Annotated in this window: 18 protein-coding genes; 2 read left to right on the top strand and 16 right to left on the bottom strand. The window is 63.6% G+C overall.

Features of this window, described 5'->3' with window-relative positions; genetic code table 11:
* Positions 1-111: 111 nt before the first annotated feature.
* The 11 genes from AMK05_RS06855 to AMK05_RS06805 form a co-directional block, all read right to left on the bottom strand.
* Positions 112-1,524 carry a sensor histidine kinase gene (locus AMK05_RS06855; RefSeq protein WP_064837750.1) on the bottom strand — a complete coding sequence of 471 codons (1,413 nt, stop codon included), beginning with the start codon at positions 1,522-1,524 and terminating at the stop codon, positions 112-114.
* On the bottom strand, positions 1,521-2,276 hold the full coding sequence (locus AMK05_RS06850) for a response regulator transcription factor (protein ID WP_432431652.1): 756 nt from the start codon (positions 2,274-2,276) through the stop codon (positions 1,521-1,523). The genes AMK05_RS06855 and AMK05_RS06850 overlap by 4 nt, the downstream gene beginning before the upstream one ends.
* Before the next feature lie 67 nt (positions 2,277-2,343).
* Positions 2,344-3,933, bottom strand: a complete 1,590-nt coding sequence (locus tag AMK05_RS06845; protein ID WP_064837745.1) for a Do family serine endopeptidase — start codon at positions 3,931-3,933, stop codon at positions 2,344-2,346.
* A 176-nt stretch (positions 3,934-4,109) separates the two neighbouring features.
* Positions 4,110-4,565 (bottom strand): cytochrome c-type biogenesis protein, encoded by a 456-nt coding sequence (locus tag AMK05_RS06840; RefSeq protein ID WP_064837743.1) that lies wholly within the window; start codon positions 4,563-4,565, stop codon positions 4,110-4,112.
* A complete protein-coding gene (locus AMK05_RS06835) occupies positions 4,562-6,559 on the bottom strand; it encodes a heme lyase CcmF/NrfE family subunit (RefSeq protein ID WP_064837741.1) in 1,998 nt (665 codons plus the stop codon). The genes AMK05_RS06840 and AMK05_RS06835 overlap by 4 nt, the downstream gene beginning before the upstream one ends.
* Positions 6,556-7,023, bottom strand: coding sequence for a cytochrome c maturation protein CcmE (gene ccmE / locus AMK05_RS06830; protein ID WP_064837739.1), 468 nt, complete (start codon positions 7,021-7,023; stop codon positions 6,556-6,558). The genes AMK05_RS06835 and ccmE overlap by 4 nt, the downstream gene beginning before the upstream one ends.
* Positions 7,020-8,213, bottom strand: coding sequence for a c-type cytochrome biogenesis protein CcmI (gene ccmI / locus AMK05_RS06825; RefSeq protein ID WP_064837737.1), 1,194 nt, complete (start codon positions 8,211-8,213; stop codon positions 7,020-7,022). The genes ccmE and ccmI overlap by 4 nt, the downstream gene beginning before the upstream one ends.
* Before the next feature lie 90 nt (positions 8,214-8,303).
* Entirely contained in the window at positions 8,304-8,729 is a 426-nt protein-coding gene (locus AMK05_RS06820) for a hypothetical protein (RefSeq protein WP_064837733.1), read from the bottom strand.
* A gap of 118 nt (positions 8,730-8,847) precedes the next feature.
* Complete coding sequence (locus AMK05_RS06815) at positions 8,848-10,251, bottom strand: sensor histidine kinase (protein ID WP_064837731.1); 1,404 nt, start codon at positions 10,249-10,251, stop codon at positions 8,848-8,850.
* Positions 10,241-10,912, bottom strand: a complete 672-nt coding sequence (locus AMK05_RS06810; RefSeq protein WP_064837729.1) for a response regulator transcription factor — start codon at positions 10,910-10,912, stop codon at positions 10,241-10,243. Before AMK05_RS06810 ends, AMK05_RS06815 begins: the two co-directional genes overlap by 11 nt.
* Positions 10,913-10,966: 54 nt before the next feature.
* A complete protein-coding gene (locus AMK05_RS06805) occupies positions 10,967-11,215 on the bottom strand; it encodes a hypothetical protein (RefSeq protein WP_064837726.1) in 249 nt (82 codons plus the stop codon).
* A gap of 553 nt (positions 11,216-11,768) precedes the next feature.
* Here AMK05_RS06805 and AMK05_RS06800 point away from each other — a divergent pair.
* Complete coding sequence (locus tag AMK05_RS06800; RefSeq protein ID WP_064837724.1) at positions 11,769-13,019, top strand: MFS transporter; 1,251 nt, start codon at positions 11,769-11,771, stop codon at positions 13,017-13,019.
* 224 nt (positions 13,020-13,243) lie between these two features.
* On the opposite strand, the gene AMK05_RS06795 is transcribed toward AMK05_RS06800, so the two are convergent.
* Positions 13,244-13,549: a Dabb family protein gene (locus tag AMK05_RS06795; protein ID WP_012557062.1), complete on the bottom strand. Its 306-nt coding sequence runs from the start codon at positions 13,547-13,549 to the stop codon at positions 13,244-13,246.
* 19 nt (positions 13,550-13,568) lie between these two features.
* Complete coding sequence (locus AMK05_RS06790; protein WP_064837722.1) at positions 13,569-14,255, bottom strand: hypothetical protein; 687 nt, start codon at positions 14,253-14,255, stop codon at positions 13,569-13,571.
* A gap of 146 nt (positions 14,256-14,401) precedes the next feature.
* Here AMK05_RS06790 and AMK05_RS35950 point away from each other — a divergent pair, with 146 nt between their 5' ends.
* Positions 14,402-14,533 carry a hypothetical protein gene (locus tag AMK05_RS35950; protein WP_257784956.1) on the top strand — a complete coding sequence of 44 codons (132 nt, stop codon included), beginning with the start codon at positions 14,402-14,404 and terminating at the stop codon, positions 14,531-14,533.
* A gap of 38 nt (positions 14,534-14,571) precedes the next feature.
* Here the strand turns inward: AMK05_RS35950 and AMK05_RS06785 are convergent, their stop codons facing one another.
* The 3 genes from AMK05_RS06785 to AMK05_RS06775 all read right to left on the bottom strand — a co-directional run bounded on the left by AMK05_RS06785 (position 14,572) and on the right by AMK05_RS06775 (position 16,683).
* The gene (locus AMK05_RS06785) at positions 14,572-15,132 is read right to left on the bottom strand and encodes a TetR/AcrR family transcriptional regulator (protein ID WP_064837720.1); all 561 of its coding nucleotides are present in this window, start codon (positions 15,130-15,132) and stop codon (positions 14,572-14,574) included.
* Between the two features lie 27 nt (positions 15,133-15,159).
* Entirely contained in the window at positions 15,160-15,621 is a 462-nt protein-coding gene (locus AMK05_RS06780; RefSeq protein WP_064837717.1) for a nuclear transport factor 2 family protein, read from the bottom strand.
* A gap of 108 nt (positions 15,622-15,729) precedes the next feature.
* Positions 15,730-16,683: a pyridoxamine 5'-phosphate oxidase family protein gene (locus AMK05_RS06775; RefSeq protein ID WP_064837715.1), complete on the bottom strand. Its 954-nt coding sequence runs from the start codon at positions 16,681-16,683 to the stop codon at positions 15,730-15,732.
* Between the last annotated feature and the right edge of the window lie 5 nt (positions 16,684-16,688).

Raw genomic sequence — 16,688 nt, 5'->3', positions numbered from 1 at the left:
GAAAACGGCCACAGGGAATCGCGAACCGTCTGCTTCGATCGGCATTAAACTAGGGTCTTCGCGCCAAACCGCCAAGACGCGATTCAGCCGATGGTCATTCGGCAGAAGAGTTCACGCCGCCTTGGCCGGGAAGATCATGCTGACGGTCAGGCCGCGCTGTCCGGGCTTGTCCGGATCGGTATCGGAGAGTTCCAGCCGGCCATTGTGCAATTCCATGACGGCTTCCACCAGCGAAAGACCGAGCCCCGTCCCGGGCTTCGAACGGCTTTCATCGAGGCGGACGAAACGCTTCACCACGTCGTCGCGCCGCTCGGCCGGAACGCCCGGCCCGTGGTCGGCCACCGAAAGGCAGATGCCGTCCGGGTGGCGGGCAAGTTTCAGCGACACCGTGCCTGCCCCTTCGGTATCGGAAGAATATTTGATGGCATTGTCCAGCAGGTTGAAGATCGCCTGGCCGATCAGCTCGCGATTTCCCTGCACCTCGACACCGGGTTCGACGCTGGCGCTGAGGCCGAGCCCGGCTTCCTCGGCCGCCGGTTCGTAAAGCTCGGCGCTGTCGGAGACGATCGCCGAAAGCTCGACCGGCGACATCTCCGCCGCCACCGATCCCGCCTCGACGCGCGAGATCATCAGCAGCGCGTTGAAGGTGCGTATCAGCTGATCCGATTCAGAAATGATGCCTTCGAGCGCGGTGCGCCGCGTCTCGCCATCGGTCATGTCGAGGGCGTCGGCCGCCTTGTTGCGCAGCCGCGTCAGCGGCGTCTTGAGGTCGTGGGCGATGTTGTCGGAGACCTGCCGCAGACCTTCATTCAGCTTCTCGATGCGCTCCAGCATGGTATTCAACGACATCGACAGCCGGTCGAACTCATCGCCGGAGCCGCCGACCGGCAGACGCTGCGACAGGTCGCCAGCCATGATCTTCTTGCTCGCATCCGACATGCGGTCGATGCGTTTCAGCGCATTGCGGCCGATGGCGAACCAGATGATGATCGCGCCGAGCCCCATGATCGCCAGCGCCACCATCAGCGCCTGGCGCACCAGCAGACGAAACCGCTCGGGGTCGCCAAGGTCGCGGCCGATCAGGATCCGTAAGCCGTTGTCGAGCACGAAGATATTGGCGATCGCCTTGTGGCGGCGCTCGATACCACCGCCGTCGGTATAGCGTTGATAGGCGAAGGGCGCCGAGGTCCAGCCGATTTCCTCGAAAACACCCGGCTGCACCGAGGCGACGTTGCCGGCGAGGATATCGCCCGAGGGACCGGCGATGATGTAGAGATTGGCGCCCGGCTGGCGGGCACGCCGCTCCATCGTGCGCAGCAGAAGGTTCATGCCGCCGGTGTCATAGGCGCGCTGCACCTGCTCCACCTCCTGTTTGACGGCGTCGCGAATCTGGCCGGTCAGCAGCCGTTCCGACATCGCCGTCACATAGAAGACGAGCGTTGCGGCGCAGATGGCGAAAAGCAGGATGTAGAGTGCCGAGAGGCGGACTGCGGTAGACTTGAAGAGAACCCTGAAGCGGCTCATCCCTCATCCTTGATCATGTACCCCGCACCCCGAATGGTCTTCAGGAGCGGCTGGCTGTAGTCCTTCTCGATCTTCGAGCGCAGCCGCGAGACGTGGACGTCGATGACGTTGGTCTGCGGGTCGAAGTGATAGTCCCAGACGTTTTCGAGCAGCATAGTCCGGGTCACCACCTGGCCGGCATTCTTCATCAGATATTCGAGCAGGCGGAATTCGCGCGGCTGCAGCGGGATTTCCTTACCGCCGCGGCGCACCTCGTGGGAGAGCCGGTCGAGTTCGAGATCGCCGACGCGATAGACGACGTCCTGCTCCGGCGTGCCCTTGCGGCGGCCGAGCACCTCGACACGCGCCAGCAGCTCGCTGAAGGCATAGGGCTTCGGCAGGTAGTCGTCGCCGCCGGCACGCAAGCCGGTGACGCGGTCGTCGACCTGACCAAGCGCGGAGAGAATGAGAACCGGCGTATGGATCGCCTTGCGGCGCAGCTCGCTGATGACGGAGAGGCCGTCGCGGCGCGGCAGCATGCGGTCGATGACGATGACGTCGTAGGTATTTTCCGACCCCATGAACAGGCCGGCCTCGCCGTCGCTGGCGTGATCGGCGACGATGCCCGCCTCGCGAAAGGCTTTCGTGAGGTAGACCGCGGCTTCGAGATCATCTTCGATGATGAGAATCTTCATGCGGCCGACATTACCCACCGGCGGCGTTTCGGCAAGGCTCAAAGCATCTTCCTGCGGGGCGGCACCCATCGCGATCATCCTTCAAAGGTCAGAAGAATCAAGCCGCGCGGACTCTCGCCCGCACGGCTCCTGTCGTCTTAAAGGATCAGCCCTGGCCGTTGATCGGAAGCGCGACGAAACGGCTTCCTTCACTGGACTGGATCTGGAACAGCGCGCGGGTGCGGCCATCCTTCTTGGCCTGGTTCAGCACCTTGACGACATCGGCGGCGGTGGTGACCTCCTGGTTGTTGACCGAGGTGATCTTCTCGCCTTCCTTGATGCCCTTGTCGGCGGCGTCGGAGTCCGGGTCGATGCCGGTGATCGCCAGGCCCTTGCCGTCATCGGAGGGACCGACCGTCAGGCCGAGATCGGCGAGCGCCTTTTCAGACGCCGGCGCCTCGGGCTGCTGCGGCTGACTGTTGTCGTCGGCGTTCGCATCCTTCTGGTCGGCCGGCAGCGTGCCGAGTTCGACGGTCAAAGACTGCGCCTTGCCGGCACGCCAGACCGAAAGCTCGACCTTGCTGCCCGGCTGCATCGCACCGATGCGGCGGCTGAGATCGCGCGCATCCTTGATCGTTTCACCGTTCAGCGCCGTGACGACGTCGCCGGCCTTCATGCCGGCCTTGTCGCCGGGAGAGCCCGCCTGCGGGGCGACGACGAGGGCGCCGCTCGGCTCGGACAGACCGATGGATTCGGCGATATCCTTGGTCACCGGCTGGATCTGGACGCCCAGCCAGCCGCGCGACACCTGGCCATCCTTCATCAGATCGGCAACGACATCCTTGGCCGTCGAGGCGGGAATGGCGAAGGCAATGCCGACGCTGCCGCCCGACGGCGAGAAGATCGCGGTGTTGATGCCGACCACTTCGCCGCTGAGGTTGAAGGTCGGGCCACCGGAGTTGCCGCGGTTCACGGCCGCGTCCACCTGCAGGTAATCGTCATAAGGACCGGAGCCGATATCGCGGCCGCGGGCCGAGACGATGCCGGCTGTGACCGTGCCGCCGAGACCGAAGGGATTGCCGACGGCGACGACCCAATCGCCGACGCGGACGTTGTTGTCGTCGGCCCAGTTGACGTAGGTGAACTTCTTGCCCTTGCCGTCGACCTTCAGCACGGCGAGGTCGGTGCGCGGATCCCTGCCGATCAGCTTGGCATCGAGTTCGGTGCCGTCATTCATGACGGCGACGAAGGCCTGGCCATCGGACACGACGTGGTTGTTGGTGACGATGTAGCCGTCCTCGGAGATGAAGAAGCCCGAGCCTTGAGCAACCGGACGCAGACGGCCCTTACCGCCGGGGCCGTTCGGGCCGCCGGGGCCGTTCTGGCCAAAGCGCCGCTGATGGCCCTGCTGATCATTCGGCTCCTGACCGCCGAACTGCTTGAAGAAGCGCTTCAGCGGGTGATCGTCGGGAAGATCGTCAAAACCGCGGCCGTTGAAATCGAAGGACAGGCCGTCATTGTCGGAGACGGGATTGACGCGATTTTCGACGCGAACGGAAACGACGGCCGGCGAAACGGCATCGACAACATTGGCAAAGCTCGGGACAGCAGGTGCTTGAACCTTGACTGCTTCGGCATAGGACCGGGTGATTTCGAGCGGAACGCCGGTTGCGAGCACAGCGGCCGCGATACCGGCAACGGTAGAAGCCTTGAGCACGGTGGCGAGGGACGGACGTCCGTTGAAATTCTTGAGCATTGGAGCACCTTCTCTTGTTCTTAAATCTTCAGCCCGGCAGCGCCGGATCAGTCGATGCATCAAGATATAGGATGGCGCACCTTACTGCGAACTGTCCGGCCAATGAAAAATTGGTAATGTTGAAATGTTTGCTTCGGCCAATCCGCCGGAGCCGACGATTGCCGCCGATGGACCGCCTACTTTTTCAGAAGATCGTTCAACTTCGACTGCTCATCCGCGGTCAATTTACTTCCCGTCGGCTTGCCTGAGCGCCTGCGGGCAAAGACGAGCAGCGACAGGCCGCCGGCGAGCACCAGCAGCGCCGGGGCGCCCCACAGCAGGCCCGTCTTCATGCTGAACCGCGGCTTCAGCAGCACGAATTCGCCGTAGCGCGAGACGATATAGTTCAGCACCGCCTCGTCGCTGTCACCGTCGGTGATGCGCTCGCGCACCAGCAGGCGCAGATCCTTGGCGAGATCGGCATTGGAATCGTCGATCGACTGGTTCTGGCAGACCATGCAGCGCAGTTCCGCCGAAAGGGCGCGAGCGCGCGCTTCCAGTGCCGGGTCGGCGAGCACCTCGTCCGGGTTGACGGCGAAGGCCGGCGCGGCCAACAGCATCAAGACGAAAGCCAGGAGGAGACGCCGCATCATTCCGCCGGCTCCATGGCAGGCTCTGCCGGCTTTGCCGCCTTCGCCTTCCTCCGTGGCGCGCCGACGCGCAGGCGGCGGTCGGTGAGGGAGACGAAGCCGCCGAAGGCCATGACAAGCGCTCCGCCCCAGATGCAGAGGATGAACGGCTTCCACCAGATGCGCACGACGATGCCACCGTCCTTGGTGGCGTCACCCAATGAGACGTAGAGCTGGCTGAGGCCGAAGGTCAGGATGCCGGCCTCCGTCGTCGGCATCTGGCGGGCGGTGTAGAGGCGTTTGGCCGACCAGGTATCGGCGACCGCGACACCGGCGCGACGAATGGTGAAGTGGCCGCGCTCCTCGGTGTAGTTCGGCCCGCTCGCCGGCTGCATGCCGTCGAAATGCAGGCTGTAGCCGCCGGCGTCAGTGGTCTCGCCGGGCTTCATCTCGATGACATGCTCGGTCTGGAACGTCGTCACCGCGACGATGCCGAGCACGCTGATGCCGAGCCCGGCATGGGCAAGCGCGGTGCCGAAGGCCGACCGCGGCAGGCCGGTCAGACGGCGCCAGGCGAGGTTGCCCGTAACCTTGCCGATGCCGGCGCGATACCAGAGATCGGCGATGGCGCCGAAGACCAGGAACAGCCCGGCCGCCAGCCCCAGCACGGAAAGCACCGGCCCGCCATGCTGGAGATAGAAGAAGATCACCGCAGCAAGGAAGGCGAGACCGGCGACCAGATAGAGCCGTTGCAAAACGCCGAGCAGATCGCCGCGTTTCCAGGCCAGCAGCGGTCCGAAGGGCACGATGACGATCAGCGGCGCCATCAACAGGCCGAAGGTCAGGTTGAAGAAGGGCGGCCCGACGGAGATCTTGTCGCCGGTCAGCGTCTCCAGCAGCAGCGGATAGAGCGTGCCGGTCAGCACCGTGCCGCAGGCGACCGTCAGGATCAGATTGTTGACGACGAGCGCGCCCTCGCGCGAAATCGGGGCAAACGGCCCGCCGGCCGAAAGCTTCGGGGCGCGGAAGGCAAACAGCGACAGCGCCCCGCCGATGAAGATCAGCAGGATGCAGAGAATGAAAACACCGCGGGAGGGATCGCTGGCAAAGGCATGCACCGAGGTCAGCACGCCGGAGCGCACCAGGAAGGTGCCCATCAGCGACAGCGAGAAGGTGAGGATGGCCAGCAGCACCGTCCAGATCTTCAGCGCCTCGCGCTTTTCCATGACGAGGGCCGAATGCAGCAGCGCGGTGCCGGCAAGCCAGGGCATGAAGGAGGCGTTCTCAACCGGATCCCAGAACCACCAGCCGCCCCAGCCGAGTTCGTAATAGGCCCAGTAGGAGCCCATGGCGATGCCAAGCGTCAGGAAGGTCCAGGCGGCGAGCGTCCAGGGCCGCACCCAGCGGGCCCAGGCGGCGTCGATGCGGCCTTCGAGGAGTGCGGCGACGGCAAAGGAGAAGCAGACGGAGAAGCCGACATAACCGAGATAGAGCAGCGGCGGGTGGATCGCCAGACCGATATCCTGCAGGACCGGATTGAGATCGCGGCCCTCGGCCGGCGCCGGATCGAGCCGCAGGAAGGGATTGGAGGTCAGCAGGATGAACAGGGTGAAGGCAACCGAAATCCAGGCCTGCACGGAAAGCACATTGGCCTTCAGCGTCTCCGGCAGGTTGCGGCCGAAGACGGCGACCAGGGCGCTGAACAGCGTCAGGATCAGCAGCCAGAGCATCATCGATCCCTCGTGATTGCCCCAGACGCCGGAATATTTGTAGATCAGCGGCACCAGCGAATGCGAATTCTCCCAGACGTTCTCGACCGAGAAGTCGGAGACGACATGGGCATAGGTCAAGACGCCGAAGGAGAAGGCGACAAGCGCAAACATCGCCAGCGAACCGACGGTCGCCACATCCATCATCGCCCGGTCATGGCGGCGGGCGCCGATGACCGGCACGATCGAAAGGATGAGCGCCGTTGCCAGCGCCAGCACCAGCGCGTAATGGCCGATCTCGATGATCATTGCGTCGCCTTCGCCTCCTCGCCTTGCCCCTCTTTCCACAGCCCCTGCTGCTTCAGCCTGTCGGCCACGTCTTTCGGCATATAGGTCTCGTCATGCTTGGCGAGCACGGTATCGGCGGTAAAGATGTTGGTGCCCGGCGCAAACATGCCTTCGGTGACGACCCCCTGCCCTTCGCGGAAGAGATCGGGGAGGATCCCGGTATATTGGACTTTCACGGCATTGGCACTGCCGTCGGTGACGGAAAATTCCACGGTCGAGCCGGCGCCGCGCACGACGCTGCCTTCGCCGACGAGGCCGCCGAGCCGGATGCGGGTTTCCGGCGCCACCGGCGTCTTGGCCAGATCGGCTGGCATGTAGAAATAGGCGACCGACTGGCTGAAGGCGAACATGACCAGCAGCACGGCGGCGGCAATGAAGCCCATGCCACCTGATATCACCGCCAGGCGCTTCTGCTTGCGGGTCATTCAGCCAATCCTTCCGTTGATATGCCGAGTTCCTTGGCCATCGCCAGCAATTGCCTGCCCTGTTCGCCGGGCGGCGGAAAGGCTGCAAGCCCGCGCTTCAGCGCAGCGGCGGCACGATCCTTGTCGTTCAAGACGGCGTAAGAGCGGACGAGCCGCACCCATCCCTCGAAATTGTTCGGTTCTGCGCTAAGCTTGGCATCGAGGCTTTCAACCATGCCGCGGATCATCTGCTGCCGGTCGCCGGCGCTCATGTTTTCGGCCGCCGCGACATCCTGCTGCGTGGGATTGCCGGGGGCAGCCTGATTGGCGCCCGGGGCAGCCTGATTGGCGCCCGAGGCAGCCGCACCGGCGCCCGGGGCAGCCGCACCGGCCGGCGCGCCGCCATTCATGGCGATATGCTCATTGACCAGCGGCAGCCAGGGCGCATCGGCCGGCGATTGTTTCGCCAACGCCTCGAAGGCCTTGCGTGCCTCATCGGACTGTCCCGCCTGCTCCATGCTGAGGGCGACGTAGAAGCGGGCGCGCGGATTGTCCGGTTCCAGCGTCAGCGACTGTTCCAGCACCTGACGCGTCTCCTCGGTCACCACACCGTCGGAGACGGCCATCAGCGTCTCGGCAAGGCCGTCGAGCCGGGCCGGGCTTGGGCCGAGCAGCCGGATGGCGTTGCGGTAGGCCAGTTGCGCATCGTTCACCCGCATGGTGCGGAGATAGATCGGCGCCAGCACGTCCCAGCCCTTACCGTCATCGGGGCTTTGCGCCAGGTGCCGTTCCGCCTTGGCGATCAGCACCGCCACATCGTTGCCGGGATTTTCCAGCCGCGCTTCCAGCGGCTGCGCGGGCAAGTCCGGCCGGCCCGTCGTCAGATAAAGACAGAGCCCGAGAAGCGGCAGCACGAGCAGCACGAAGGCCTCGGTGAAACGGTGATGCCGCGCGGGCTTCGGCGCCTCTTCCGGCTCGCCGGCGGAAACGGCGATCAGCCGACGGCCGATTTCGGCCCTGGCATAGTCGGCTTCTTCAGGCGTGATAAGCCCGCCGTTGAGATCGCGGTCAAGTTCGCGCAGCTGGTCGCGATAGACCGCCGCCTCACCCGCACGGAGGTTTTCCGCCGCCTTCGCACCGCGCAGAAGGGGGTAGAGCAGGATGGCAGCGACGACTGCCGTCAGAACGGCAACGAGAATCCAGAACAGCATATCGGCCCAAATACGTGAAGCGCGTCGCCATTCCAACTGCCAAAGCCGGAATGACGAAGATTTGAGGCTATAAGCCGCAATTCACCTGATTTAGCCGAGCGGCGACCAGCTGCCATCCTCGTTGCGGCAGGCAGCGCCCCGCACCACGGTGTCCTTGCCGTCGACGGTCAGCGTATGGGTATATTGCCGGCAGTTCTGCGAGCCAACCTGATAGGGTGCGGCGGCAACCACCTTGCCGGTGACGTCGTTGCCGGTCCACAGCACCGGCTGGCCGACGGCCGCACCTTCCAACGCCCGATATTCCGCCTCCAGCGCCCGCTGCTTGTCGCTATCGTTCAGCGTCACGCCGCTGCGGCCGGCAAGGCCGCCCTGCAACGCGGTGAGGAAGGCGGCCGAGGCCGAGGGCTTGCTCGAAAAAATGCCGCGTGAAGCGGCACCTTTCGTCGTCGTGCAGCCGGAGAGCGCGACGGCGACGAGAAGAGCGGAAGCGATCATGCCTTGCGAGCGTAAAATCATTGCGTCGAACCACGATCAGGGGTCAAATTCAGCCGATCGAAGTGCAGCGTCCCCGTGTCAGCATTAAGGCAAAGCATGCTATACGCTTGCCAGTATCTTTGTGACATCAAGCAGTTGCTCATGCAACATCCTTTGTGATGCCCGGCAGGATAAGCTTCGCCTTGAGCCCGCCCCATTCGCCGCGGGAGAGCTCGAGCCGCCCCTGATACTCACCGGAAATCTCGGTGACGATCGACAGGCCAAGCCCGGTTCCGGGCTTGCTTTCGTCGAGCCTGCGGCCGCGCTTCAGCGCCTCGCGGATCTGGTCGGGCTCCAGGCCCGGCCCGTCATCCTCGACGGCGAGCTCCACCCAGTGGCGGCGCGCGCTCGCCTCAGCCCCCCTGACGTCGTCGCCGGCCTCGACGGCGGAAAGCCGGACCTTGCTCTTGGCAAAACGGGCCGCATTCTCCAGGAGATTGCCGACGGTCTCCTCGAGATCCTGCTGCTCCATGGCGACGGCCAGATGCGGCGGCGAGACGACGAGATCGAATTCGGTATCGACGTTCAGCCGGCGCATGACGCGCACCAGCCGCTCCAGCGCCGGCTCGGCATCGGTGCGGGCGAGCACGGATTCGCGCTGCGCGGCGATGCGCGCCCTGTTGAGATAAGATTGTACCTGGCCCTGCATCGATTCCGCCTGGCTGCGCACCAGTTCGCCATGGGATTTTTCGAGCACGCGCGCCTCATTAAGGAGAACGGCGATCGGCGTCTTCAGCGAATGGGCGAGATTGCCGACCTGCATGCGGGCCCGCTCGACGATGCGGCGGTTGCTGTCGATCAGCGCGTTGACCTCATTGGCGAGCGGCAGAATCTCCCGCGGGAAATCGCCTTTCAGCTGCTCGCTCTCGCCGGCGCGGATGCGCTCCAAGGCGGCGCGCGCCTTGTCGAGCGGCTTCAGGCCGTAGAGAATCGCCAGCGCATTGACGATCAGGCTGCCGACGCCGAAGCCGGCGAGCGCCAGATAGAGGCTGTGGGAAAAGGTGCGCACGTCGTCCTCGACGACATCGACATTGCCGGTGACGCGGACCCGCGCCGCGCGCCCATCGGTATCGAGCACCACTTCGGTTTCGGCCACCTGCACGCGGTTTCCGGAGGCATCCGTCACCTGGTAGTAGCGTTCGTAATTCTTGTCGAAGGGCGCCTCGACGACCGAAGGCACCGGAATGAGCGCCGAGCCGAGCGAGGGCGACACCAGCGGCGCCGTCGTATAGGTGCCGAGCGGCTCCACCACCCAGTACCAGCCGGTCTTCGGCTGGGCAAAGCGCAGGTCGCCGAGCTGCGGACTGCCGCTGAGCGCGCCCTGATCGCCTATCGTCACCGAGTTGATGACGTTATAGAGCTGCGCCCGCAACAGATCCTGGAAACCACGCTCGGCGCTCTTGCGGTAAAGGGTGGAGATCAAGAGGCCGATCACCACGAGCGCCACCGTCGACCAGACCGTGGTCAGCAGCAAAACACGTGCGGTGAGCGACTTAATTCGCATGTTTCGGCGCTTGGATGCGGTAACCGAGACCGCGCACCGTTTCGATCAGATCGACGCCCATCTTCTTGCGCAAACGGCCGACAAAGACCTCGATCGTGTTGGAATCGCGGTCAAAATCCTGGTCGTACATGTGCTCGACCAGCTCGGTGCGCGAGACGACCTCACCCATGTGATGCATGAGATAGGCGAGCAGACGGTATTCGTGCGAAGTCAGCTTCAGCGTCGTGCCATTGACCGTCGCCTTCGAAGATTTCGTATCGAGCCGCACCGGCCCGCAGACGATCTCGGATGAGGAATGCCCGGCCGCACGCCGGATCAGCGCCCGAATGCGCGCCAGCACCTCCTCGACATGGAAGGGCTTGGTCACATAGTCGTCGGCGCCTGCGTCGATGCCGGCGACCTTGTCGCTCCAGCGGTCGCGCGCCGTCAGGATCAGCACCGGCACACCGCGGCCGGCGCCGCGCCATTTCTCAAGAACGGAGACCCCGTCCAGCTCCGGCAGGCCGATATCGAGAATGATGGCGTCATAGGGCTCGGTATCGCCGAGGAAATGGCCTTCCTCGCCGTCGAACGCCTGGTCGACGACATAACCCGCCTCCTTCAGCGTGTCGGCCAACTGCCGGTTCAGATTGACGTCGTCTTCGACTACCAGAATGCGCATCGGTCCGCCTTCGTCCGCTTCAAATCGGTTATGTCCTGAATAGACCGATTCCGCCTACATCGGAACCTTTACCGTCACCTTGCGTGGACGCTGGCCGTTGCCCGACACCAGAACGGTGATGATGCAGGTATCGCCCACCGGCTGCACGGACAGCAGCTGCCCGCCCGTCTGCTCGACGACCTGGGCCGCGGCGGCACTGCAATCGCCCGCCACGCTATGAATGAGGGTGCCCGCGCCATCCGGTGAGGGCGCCGATACCACCAGTCCGGCGGCCAATGCTGCGACGCTCAAAGGAAAGGCCATGTGCTATGCTTTCAAGGTAATGCCAACGTGCCCCGAATATGTACTCACGCGACCTGAATGGCAAATGAATGCGCTGTAATACAGGTCGTTTAGAACCATTCTCGACTGCTGGCGACAGCTGCTGCCGTGGCAGGTTCAGCGGCCTTCTCCGTGTGGGAAAAGTCTGCGGCGCTAGATGCGCAGGGGGGCTGGGCGTGGATTCTCGGGTCAAGCCCGAGCAGGACGGAGAGTGGGGGTAACGACCGGCAAGAGGCGGGACGTCTGGAGGAATTCCATCAAAATCGCGGAAGCGGATTTGCGCAAAACAAAGGATGGCAATTTCGACAAAACCGCTGCGACTTACGGTATTTTCTCCCTGGGCTCCCCACCTACTCGGGCTTGACCCGAGCATCGGGCTTGACCCGAGCATCAGGCTTGACCCGAGCATCAGGCTTGACCCGAGCATCCATGCCACGGCTGCTGGTGAATGCTGCGGGAATTGCAATCGCAGCTTTTACCGGCCGATTGAAACTGTTATGTCCTTGGGTCCCGCATTCAGGCCATTTCAGCACCCATGCCAAATTTCCACCGCTTCCGCTCGGCGCAGACGGTTAGCGTGCTTGCCGTCACCCAACTGATCGGCTGGGGCACGACTTTCGACATGCTCGGGGTCATGGGCCGCATCGTGGCGCCCGCTCTCGGCTTGGCGAACGAGGTGGTGTTTGCCGGCCTGACGATCATGATGATGATCAGCGCCATGCTTGGTCCCGCGACCGGCCGTTGGCTCGCCCGCTACGGCGCCGCGCGGGTGCTTTCGGCCTCATCGCTCACCTTTGCGCTTGGCCTCTCTCTGCTTGCCGCGGCAAACGGCGTCTTGCTCTATGCCACCGCCTGGGTCGTCATTGGCATCGGCGGCGCGTTCGGTCTTTCGGCACCGGCCTATACCGCCGTCGTCGAGCGCGAAGGCGCGAACGGCAAACGGGTCATCGCCATTCTCATGCTGTTCACCGGCCTATCGAGCACCATCTTCTGGCCGATTCTCAGCCTGCTGAACGAAACGGTGGGATGGCGCGTCACCTTTCTCATCTCAGCCGGCCTGCAATTCTTCATCTGCCTGCCGCTGCATCTTTTCGCTCTGCCGAAACCGATCGTAACGCATGTCGAAGGCGCCGCCTTGGACCTCGCGCCGCTGCCGCTGTCCAAAGTGGCGCGGCGCAAAGCCTTCCTGCTGATTGCGGCTGCGACGACGATCTCGACCTTCATCACCTTCGGCATCTCGCCATCGCTGCTCGAGATCTTCCGCCAGTCCGGCGCTTCGCCGGCCTTCGCGCTGCAGCTCGGCTCGGCACGCGGCCTGCTCGGCATCTCGGCGCGTTTCCTCGACATGCTGCTCGGCCGGCGCGGCAATCCCATGCTCAGCGCGGCCATGGGCATCGGCCTGATGATGGTCAGTTTCCCGATCATGCTGGTCGCCGGTTCGTCGCCGCCGCTGCTCGTCACCTTCGTTCTGCTTTACGGCTTCGGCGCCGGCGTCATGACCGTCGCCCGCGCGCTTCTGCCGCTGGCAGTGTTTTCACCGGGCGAATACGGCCTGCAATCGGCCCGGCTATCGCTGCCGCAAAACCTCGCGAATGCCATCGCCCCGGTCATCTTCACCGCCATCCTCGACCGCGCCGGCACCGGGCCGGCACTCATCGCCTGTGCCATTCTCGCAGCCTTGTCGCTAACCTTCGTGCTGATGTTGATGGCGATGGTGCGCGCCCACACGCCCCAGCCCAGTCCGGCCGCCGCTCAAGAAATCGGCAGTCAGGTCAGCCCTTCTTAATAGGTTTTGATTATCATCGGCATCAGGACGAGAGCGGCTTTCCGTCCACGCATCGCGACGGTGCGGCCGCTTTTGCCGAATCTTTTGAATCGCTTGCCGCCGCTTTTTCGAAAGTTGAGTCGGGCGGCTCGGAAGTTGATTGAGCTGCGGCGCGCTCCCGCTCCGGAAAATCAGTCATCCGCTTGAAATTTCAACGGAATGTGACAGCCGAATGCTTTTGAAATTCAAAGCGGCCGCGTCACCGCCGTGCGGCTGTCGTAATCGGCGGCAATGCGCTTTTCCCGGAGCGGCCGCACCCGCTCGATCGAGAGCTGATAATCCGGATGGGCCTTGTAGGCGGCAAGTGCTGCCTCGTCGTCGAATTCGCCATAGACCACGAGATCGATCTCGGTGCCCAGCTGATCGGTCTTCACATTGGTGCCGATTTCCAGGAGCCGCGCATGCGGAATGGCGGTCAGAATCGACAGCCCGGCCCTCACCTCCTGCAGATGCTCCTCCTGCACGGTGAAGAAGACGATATGGCGGATCACGCGAAGCTCCTGTCAAGTTTCAGAGGGTCAGCCGCGCGATAACACGCGAACCCCAGGCCTTCAACCGCGCGATCACGCCATGCGCAGCATTGGGACGCATCGCCGCATGGAAGGCCATTGCGTAAGCCGCGAGCTTTTCCGCCCGGTCGGTGCCGTTGACGATGCGCCGCGCATTCACCCAGTCCTCGCTCGCCGCGTTCAGGTGATCGGCAAGCTTGTGGCCGGTGAAGCTGCCCTGCAGCATGCCGTCGATCAGGATCGTCACCGCCGCATCCATCTCCATCGCCCGGTCAGGATCGGCAACGAGGTCGATGCCCGTCAGCACGCTCATCGCCTCGTAGTTCCGCTTGTGGGTGAGCTGCACCAGGCCGCGCCCGAGCCAGCTGCGGCCATCTTCATCGGGCCGCCAATAGGGCGTCTTTACCCAGGAAAGCCGGCCGGCGGAAAAGGCCGTTTCCAGGATCTCGACGGCACGGGCATCGCTTTGCGCCAGCGTCTCGCGAACCGGCTGCATCGTATAGGCGGTCTCGTGATAGGCGGTCGCCAGGATATAGGCGAGCCACCGCCGGTCGGCCTGCGAAAACCGCTCATCCCAGGCATCGAGAATCGCCGTGATCCCCACTACCTGAGGATGCGTCATCTCTCCCTTGAAGAGATCGCCCCTCACCGCATCGAAAAAGAAACTTCGGTCCATGTGGACAACCATTCCGCGCTTCCCAGAAATGTCATGGTTAAAACAGTCTTAATCGATTAAAATTGATTTAATCGTTTAAAGTGTTTAAGCCACTGATTTACACAGCTTTTGTCTTGTGCAATGCATTTAGCTGCCCTGAAGCCTTGAGGAGACTTCCGATGCAGACGCCCGCCACGACGCAAACCACCATTCCCCAGCACCTCGTCGACCAGATGGAAAACGAGTGGCGCCAGATTCGCCTTGAACGGGAAAATCCGCGCCCGGCCCCGCAGCCCCAACAACAGCGCTGAGAGATACAGGCAAAGCGGCGCGGATGTAAGGCCAGTCCTCATCGCGTCGCTGCCTCAAAGCGCTTCGCCAGCGTTTCCAGCGAGCGTGTGAAGATCGTTTCGTCTGCCAGCGCCCGCGCCAGCACCAGCGCGCCTTGTATGCCGGCGACACCTTCCTCGGCCAGCGCTTTCGCCTCCGCCTCGCAACAGCCTGCCCGGCTCAGCGCCGAATGCAAGGCAGCGATCCAGCGGATGAAATAGTCGCCGATCGCCGCCGAAAACCGTTCCCTTGTGTCGTCAAGGGCGAAGGCGCCGACAAGGCAGATGCGGCGGCCTGATCTGAAGTAATCATTCACATTGACCCACATCGCTGCGATCGCCTGGTGCGCGTCGCCCTGTCTCAGCGGCCGATAGATCGCCTGCTCGAACCAGGCGTCGATATCGGCAAGCACGGCGCTTGCCATCTCCTCTTTTCCGCCGGGAAAGAAGTGGTAAAGGCTGCCCTTGCCGAGGCCGGTGCGTTCGGTGATGCGACTGAGCGACGTGCCCTCATAGCCGAGTTCGCGGAAAATTTCCGCCAATAGCGGCACGATGTCGGCGCGTTCGTGGACGGTCTTCACCGGCGGAGTTCCTTGGGCTCGCTTGCGTCAGAGGCCAAGCTCGGTCAGACCGGGATGATCATCCGGCCGCCGTCCGAGCGGCCAATGGTATTTACGCTCCGATTCGCGGATCGGCAGATCGTTGATGCAGGCGAAGCGGCGCTGCATAAGGCCGGCAGCATCGAATTCCCAGTTCTCGTTGCCATAGGAGCGGAACCAGTTGCCGCTGTCATCGTGCCATTCATAGGCAAAGCGCACGGCGATGCGATCATCGGTGTAGGCCCAGATCTCCTTGATCAGCCGGTAATCCAGCTCCTTGGCCCATTTGCGGGTGAGGAAGGCGACGATCTCGGCACGGCCGTTGACGAATTCAGCGCGATTCCGCCAGCGGCTGTCCGGCGTATAGACGAGCGAGACGCGCTCGGGATCGCGGCTGTTCCAGCCGTCCTCGGCAAGGCGGACTTTCCGGGTGGCGGCCTCAAGGGTGAAAGGCGGGACGAGGCTGGACATTGGTGCGCTCCTGTACTGAACAGTTATCATTGTACCTATCGGTACATTTGTTTGCAAGGCAGCCGCAGCGTTTTACGTCGGAGGTCGAGAGGCAGCCAGGCGCCCCCGTCACCCGCGGGAACGGCGCAGCAGATCGGCGCTTCCCTTGCTCCATCGCAGCGGCAGGGCATCCGGGCGAAGCACGATCTTTTCCGGCGTGAAACGCCACAGCCTCTCCGCGTTTGGAAAACCTGTGATGTCGGGCGAATCCAGTACCACCTCGGCCTTCCCTGCCATCTGCAGCATGTCGCCGGTTTCGAAATCGATGAAGACCAGCCCGGCCCTCGGGTTGACCAGGAAATTGCCGAGTGTGTTGAAGAACCGATTGCCGGAAAAATCGGGAATGGTGAGGACGCCGTCAGCGCTGAGATGCACGAAGCCGGGATAACCGCCGCGGTGCGACACGTCCACCTGCCGCTCGCCATAGTCGCGGTCGACATAGGAAGCGACGAAAAAGGTATCGGCGTCCTCGATCATCCCACGCATGCGATCGTCAAGTTGAGCGGAATGCAGCGGCGCCGCCGTTGTCGATCTGTCGGGATCGCGGGCAAAGACGCAAGAGCGCGGCTGGATATATTGCGGGCAGTTGCCGAAGCTCTGGCCGACGCGCACGCGGAAAGCTTCGGCATCCGTTCTGCGGATGACGCCGTTCAGCCGGTTGCGCCGCCGGGTCTCGAGCTGGATGCCGAGCATGGCGATCGCGTCGCCATGCTCCATGCCGGCCTCGGCCGGATCGACCCGGTCGCGCGGTAGGTCGACATCGAGGATTTCCGGATCCGGCGAGGACAGGAATCCCGGTCGCGCGGCCCGCAACGTTGCCCAGACATCGCCTTTGGCATCGACGGCGCCGAGCACTATGAAAGGCAGCATCGGAAAGAAAGCGCGGTGCTGCTCCAGCATCGCCTTGCGGACGAAATTGCGTCCGGGCCCATCCATGCGTTCGACGACGCCGACGCTGCGCTGCATGGCGAGTTCCCCCTGATGCCAGGGTGACGTCGCGTCTTGTCTTGTCTGCTCCGGCATCACGA

Source organism: Rhizobium sp. N324, from assembly GCF_001664485.1.
GTDB lineage: Bacteria > Pseudomonadota > Alphaproteobacteria > Rhizobiales > Rhizobiaceae > Rhizobium.
This window is presented reverse-complemented; position numbering and strand designations above follow the sequence as displayed.

Coding starts and splice junctions, on each gene's coding strand:
- AMK05_RS06855 (WP_064837750.1), bottom strand. CDS start 1,524: ATGAGCCGCTTCAGGGTTCTCTTCAAGTCTACCGCAGTCCGCCTCTCG.
- AMK05_RS06850 (WP_432431652.1), bottom strand. CDS start 2,276: ATGATCGCGATGGGTGCCGCCCCGCAGGAAGATGCTTTGAGCCTTGCC.
- AMK05_RS06845 (WP_064837745.1), bottom strand. CDS start 3,933: ATGCTCAAGAATTTCAACGGACGTCCGTCCCTCGCCACCGTGCTCAAG.
- AMK05_RS06840 (WP_064837743.1), bottom strand. CDS start 4,565: ATGATGCGGCGTCTCCTCCTGGCTTTCGTCTTGATGCTGTTGGCCGCG.
- AMK05_RS06835 (WP_064837741.1), bottom strand. CDS start 6,559: ATGATCATCGAGATCGGCCATTACGCGCTGGTGCTGGCGCTGGCAACG.
- ccmE (WP_064837739.1), bottom strand. CDS start 7,023: ATGACCCGCAAGCAGAAGCGCCTGGCGGTGATATCAGGTGGCATGGGC.
- ccmI (WP_064837737.1), bottom strand. CDS start 8,213: ATGCTGTTCTGGATTCTCGTTGCCGTTCTGACGGCAGTCGTCGCTGCC.
- AMK05_RS06820 (WP_064837733.1), bottom strand. CDS start 8,729: ATGATTTTACGCTCGCAAGGCATGATCGCTTCCGCTCTTCTCGTCGCC.
- AMK05_RS06815 (WP_064837731.1), bottom strand. CDS start 10,251: ATGCGAATTAAGTCGCTCACCGCACGTGTTTTGCTGCTGACCACGGTC.
- AMK05_RS06810 (WP_064837729.1), bottom strand. CDS start 10,912: ATGCGCATTCTGGTAGTCGAAGACGACGTCAATCTGAACCGGCAGTTG.
- AMK05_RS06805 (WP_064837726.1), bottom strand. CDS start 11,215: ATGGCCTTTCCTTTGAGCGTCGCAGCATTGGCCGCCGGACTGGTGGTA.
- AMK05_RS06800 (WP_064837724.1), top strand. CDS start 11,769: ATGCCAAATTTCCACCGCTTCCGCTCGGCGCAGACGGTTAGCGTGCTT.
- AMK05_RS06790 (WP_064837722.1), bottom strand. CDS start 14,255: ATGGTTGTCCACATGGACCGAAGTTTCTTTTTCGATGCGGTGAGGGGC.
- AMK05_RS35950 (WP_257784956.1), top strand. CDS start 14,402: ATGCAGACGCCCGCCACGACGCAAACCACCATTCCCCAGCACCTCGTC.
- AMK05_RS06780 (WP_064837717.1), bottom strand. CDS start 15,621: ATGTCCAGCCTCGTCCCGCCTTTCACCCTTGAGGCCGCCACCCGGAAA.
- AMK05_RS06775 (WP_064837715.1), bottom strand. CDS start 16,683: ATGCCGGAGCAGACAAGACAAGACGCGACGTCACCCTGGCATCAGGGG.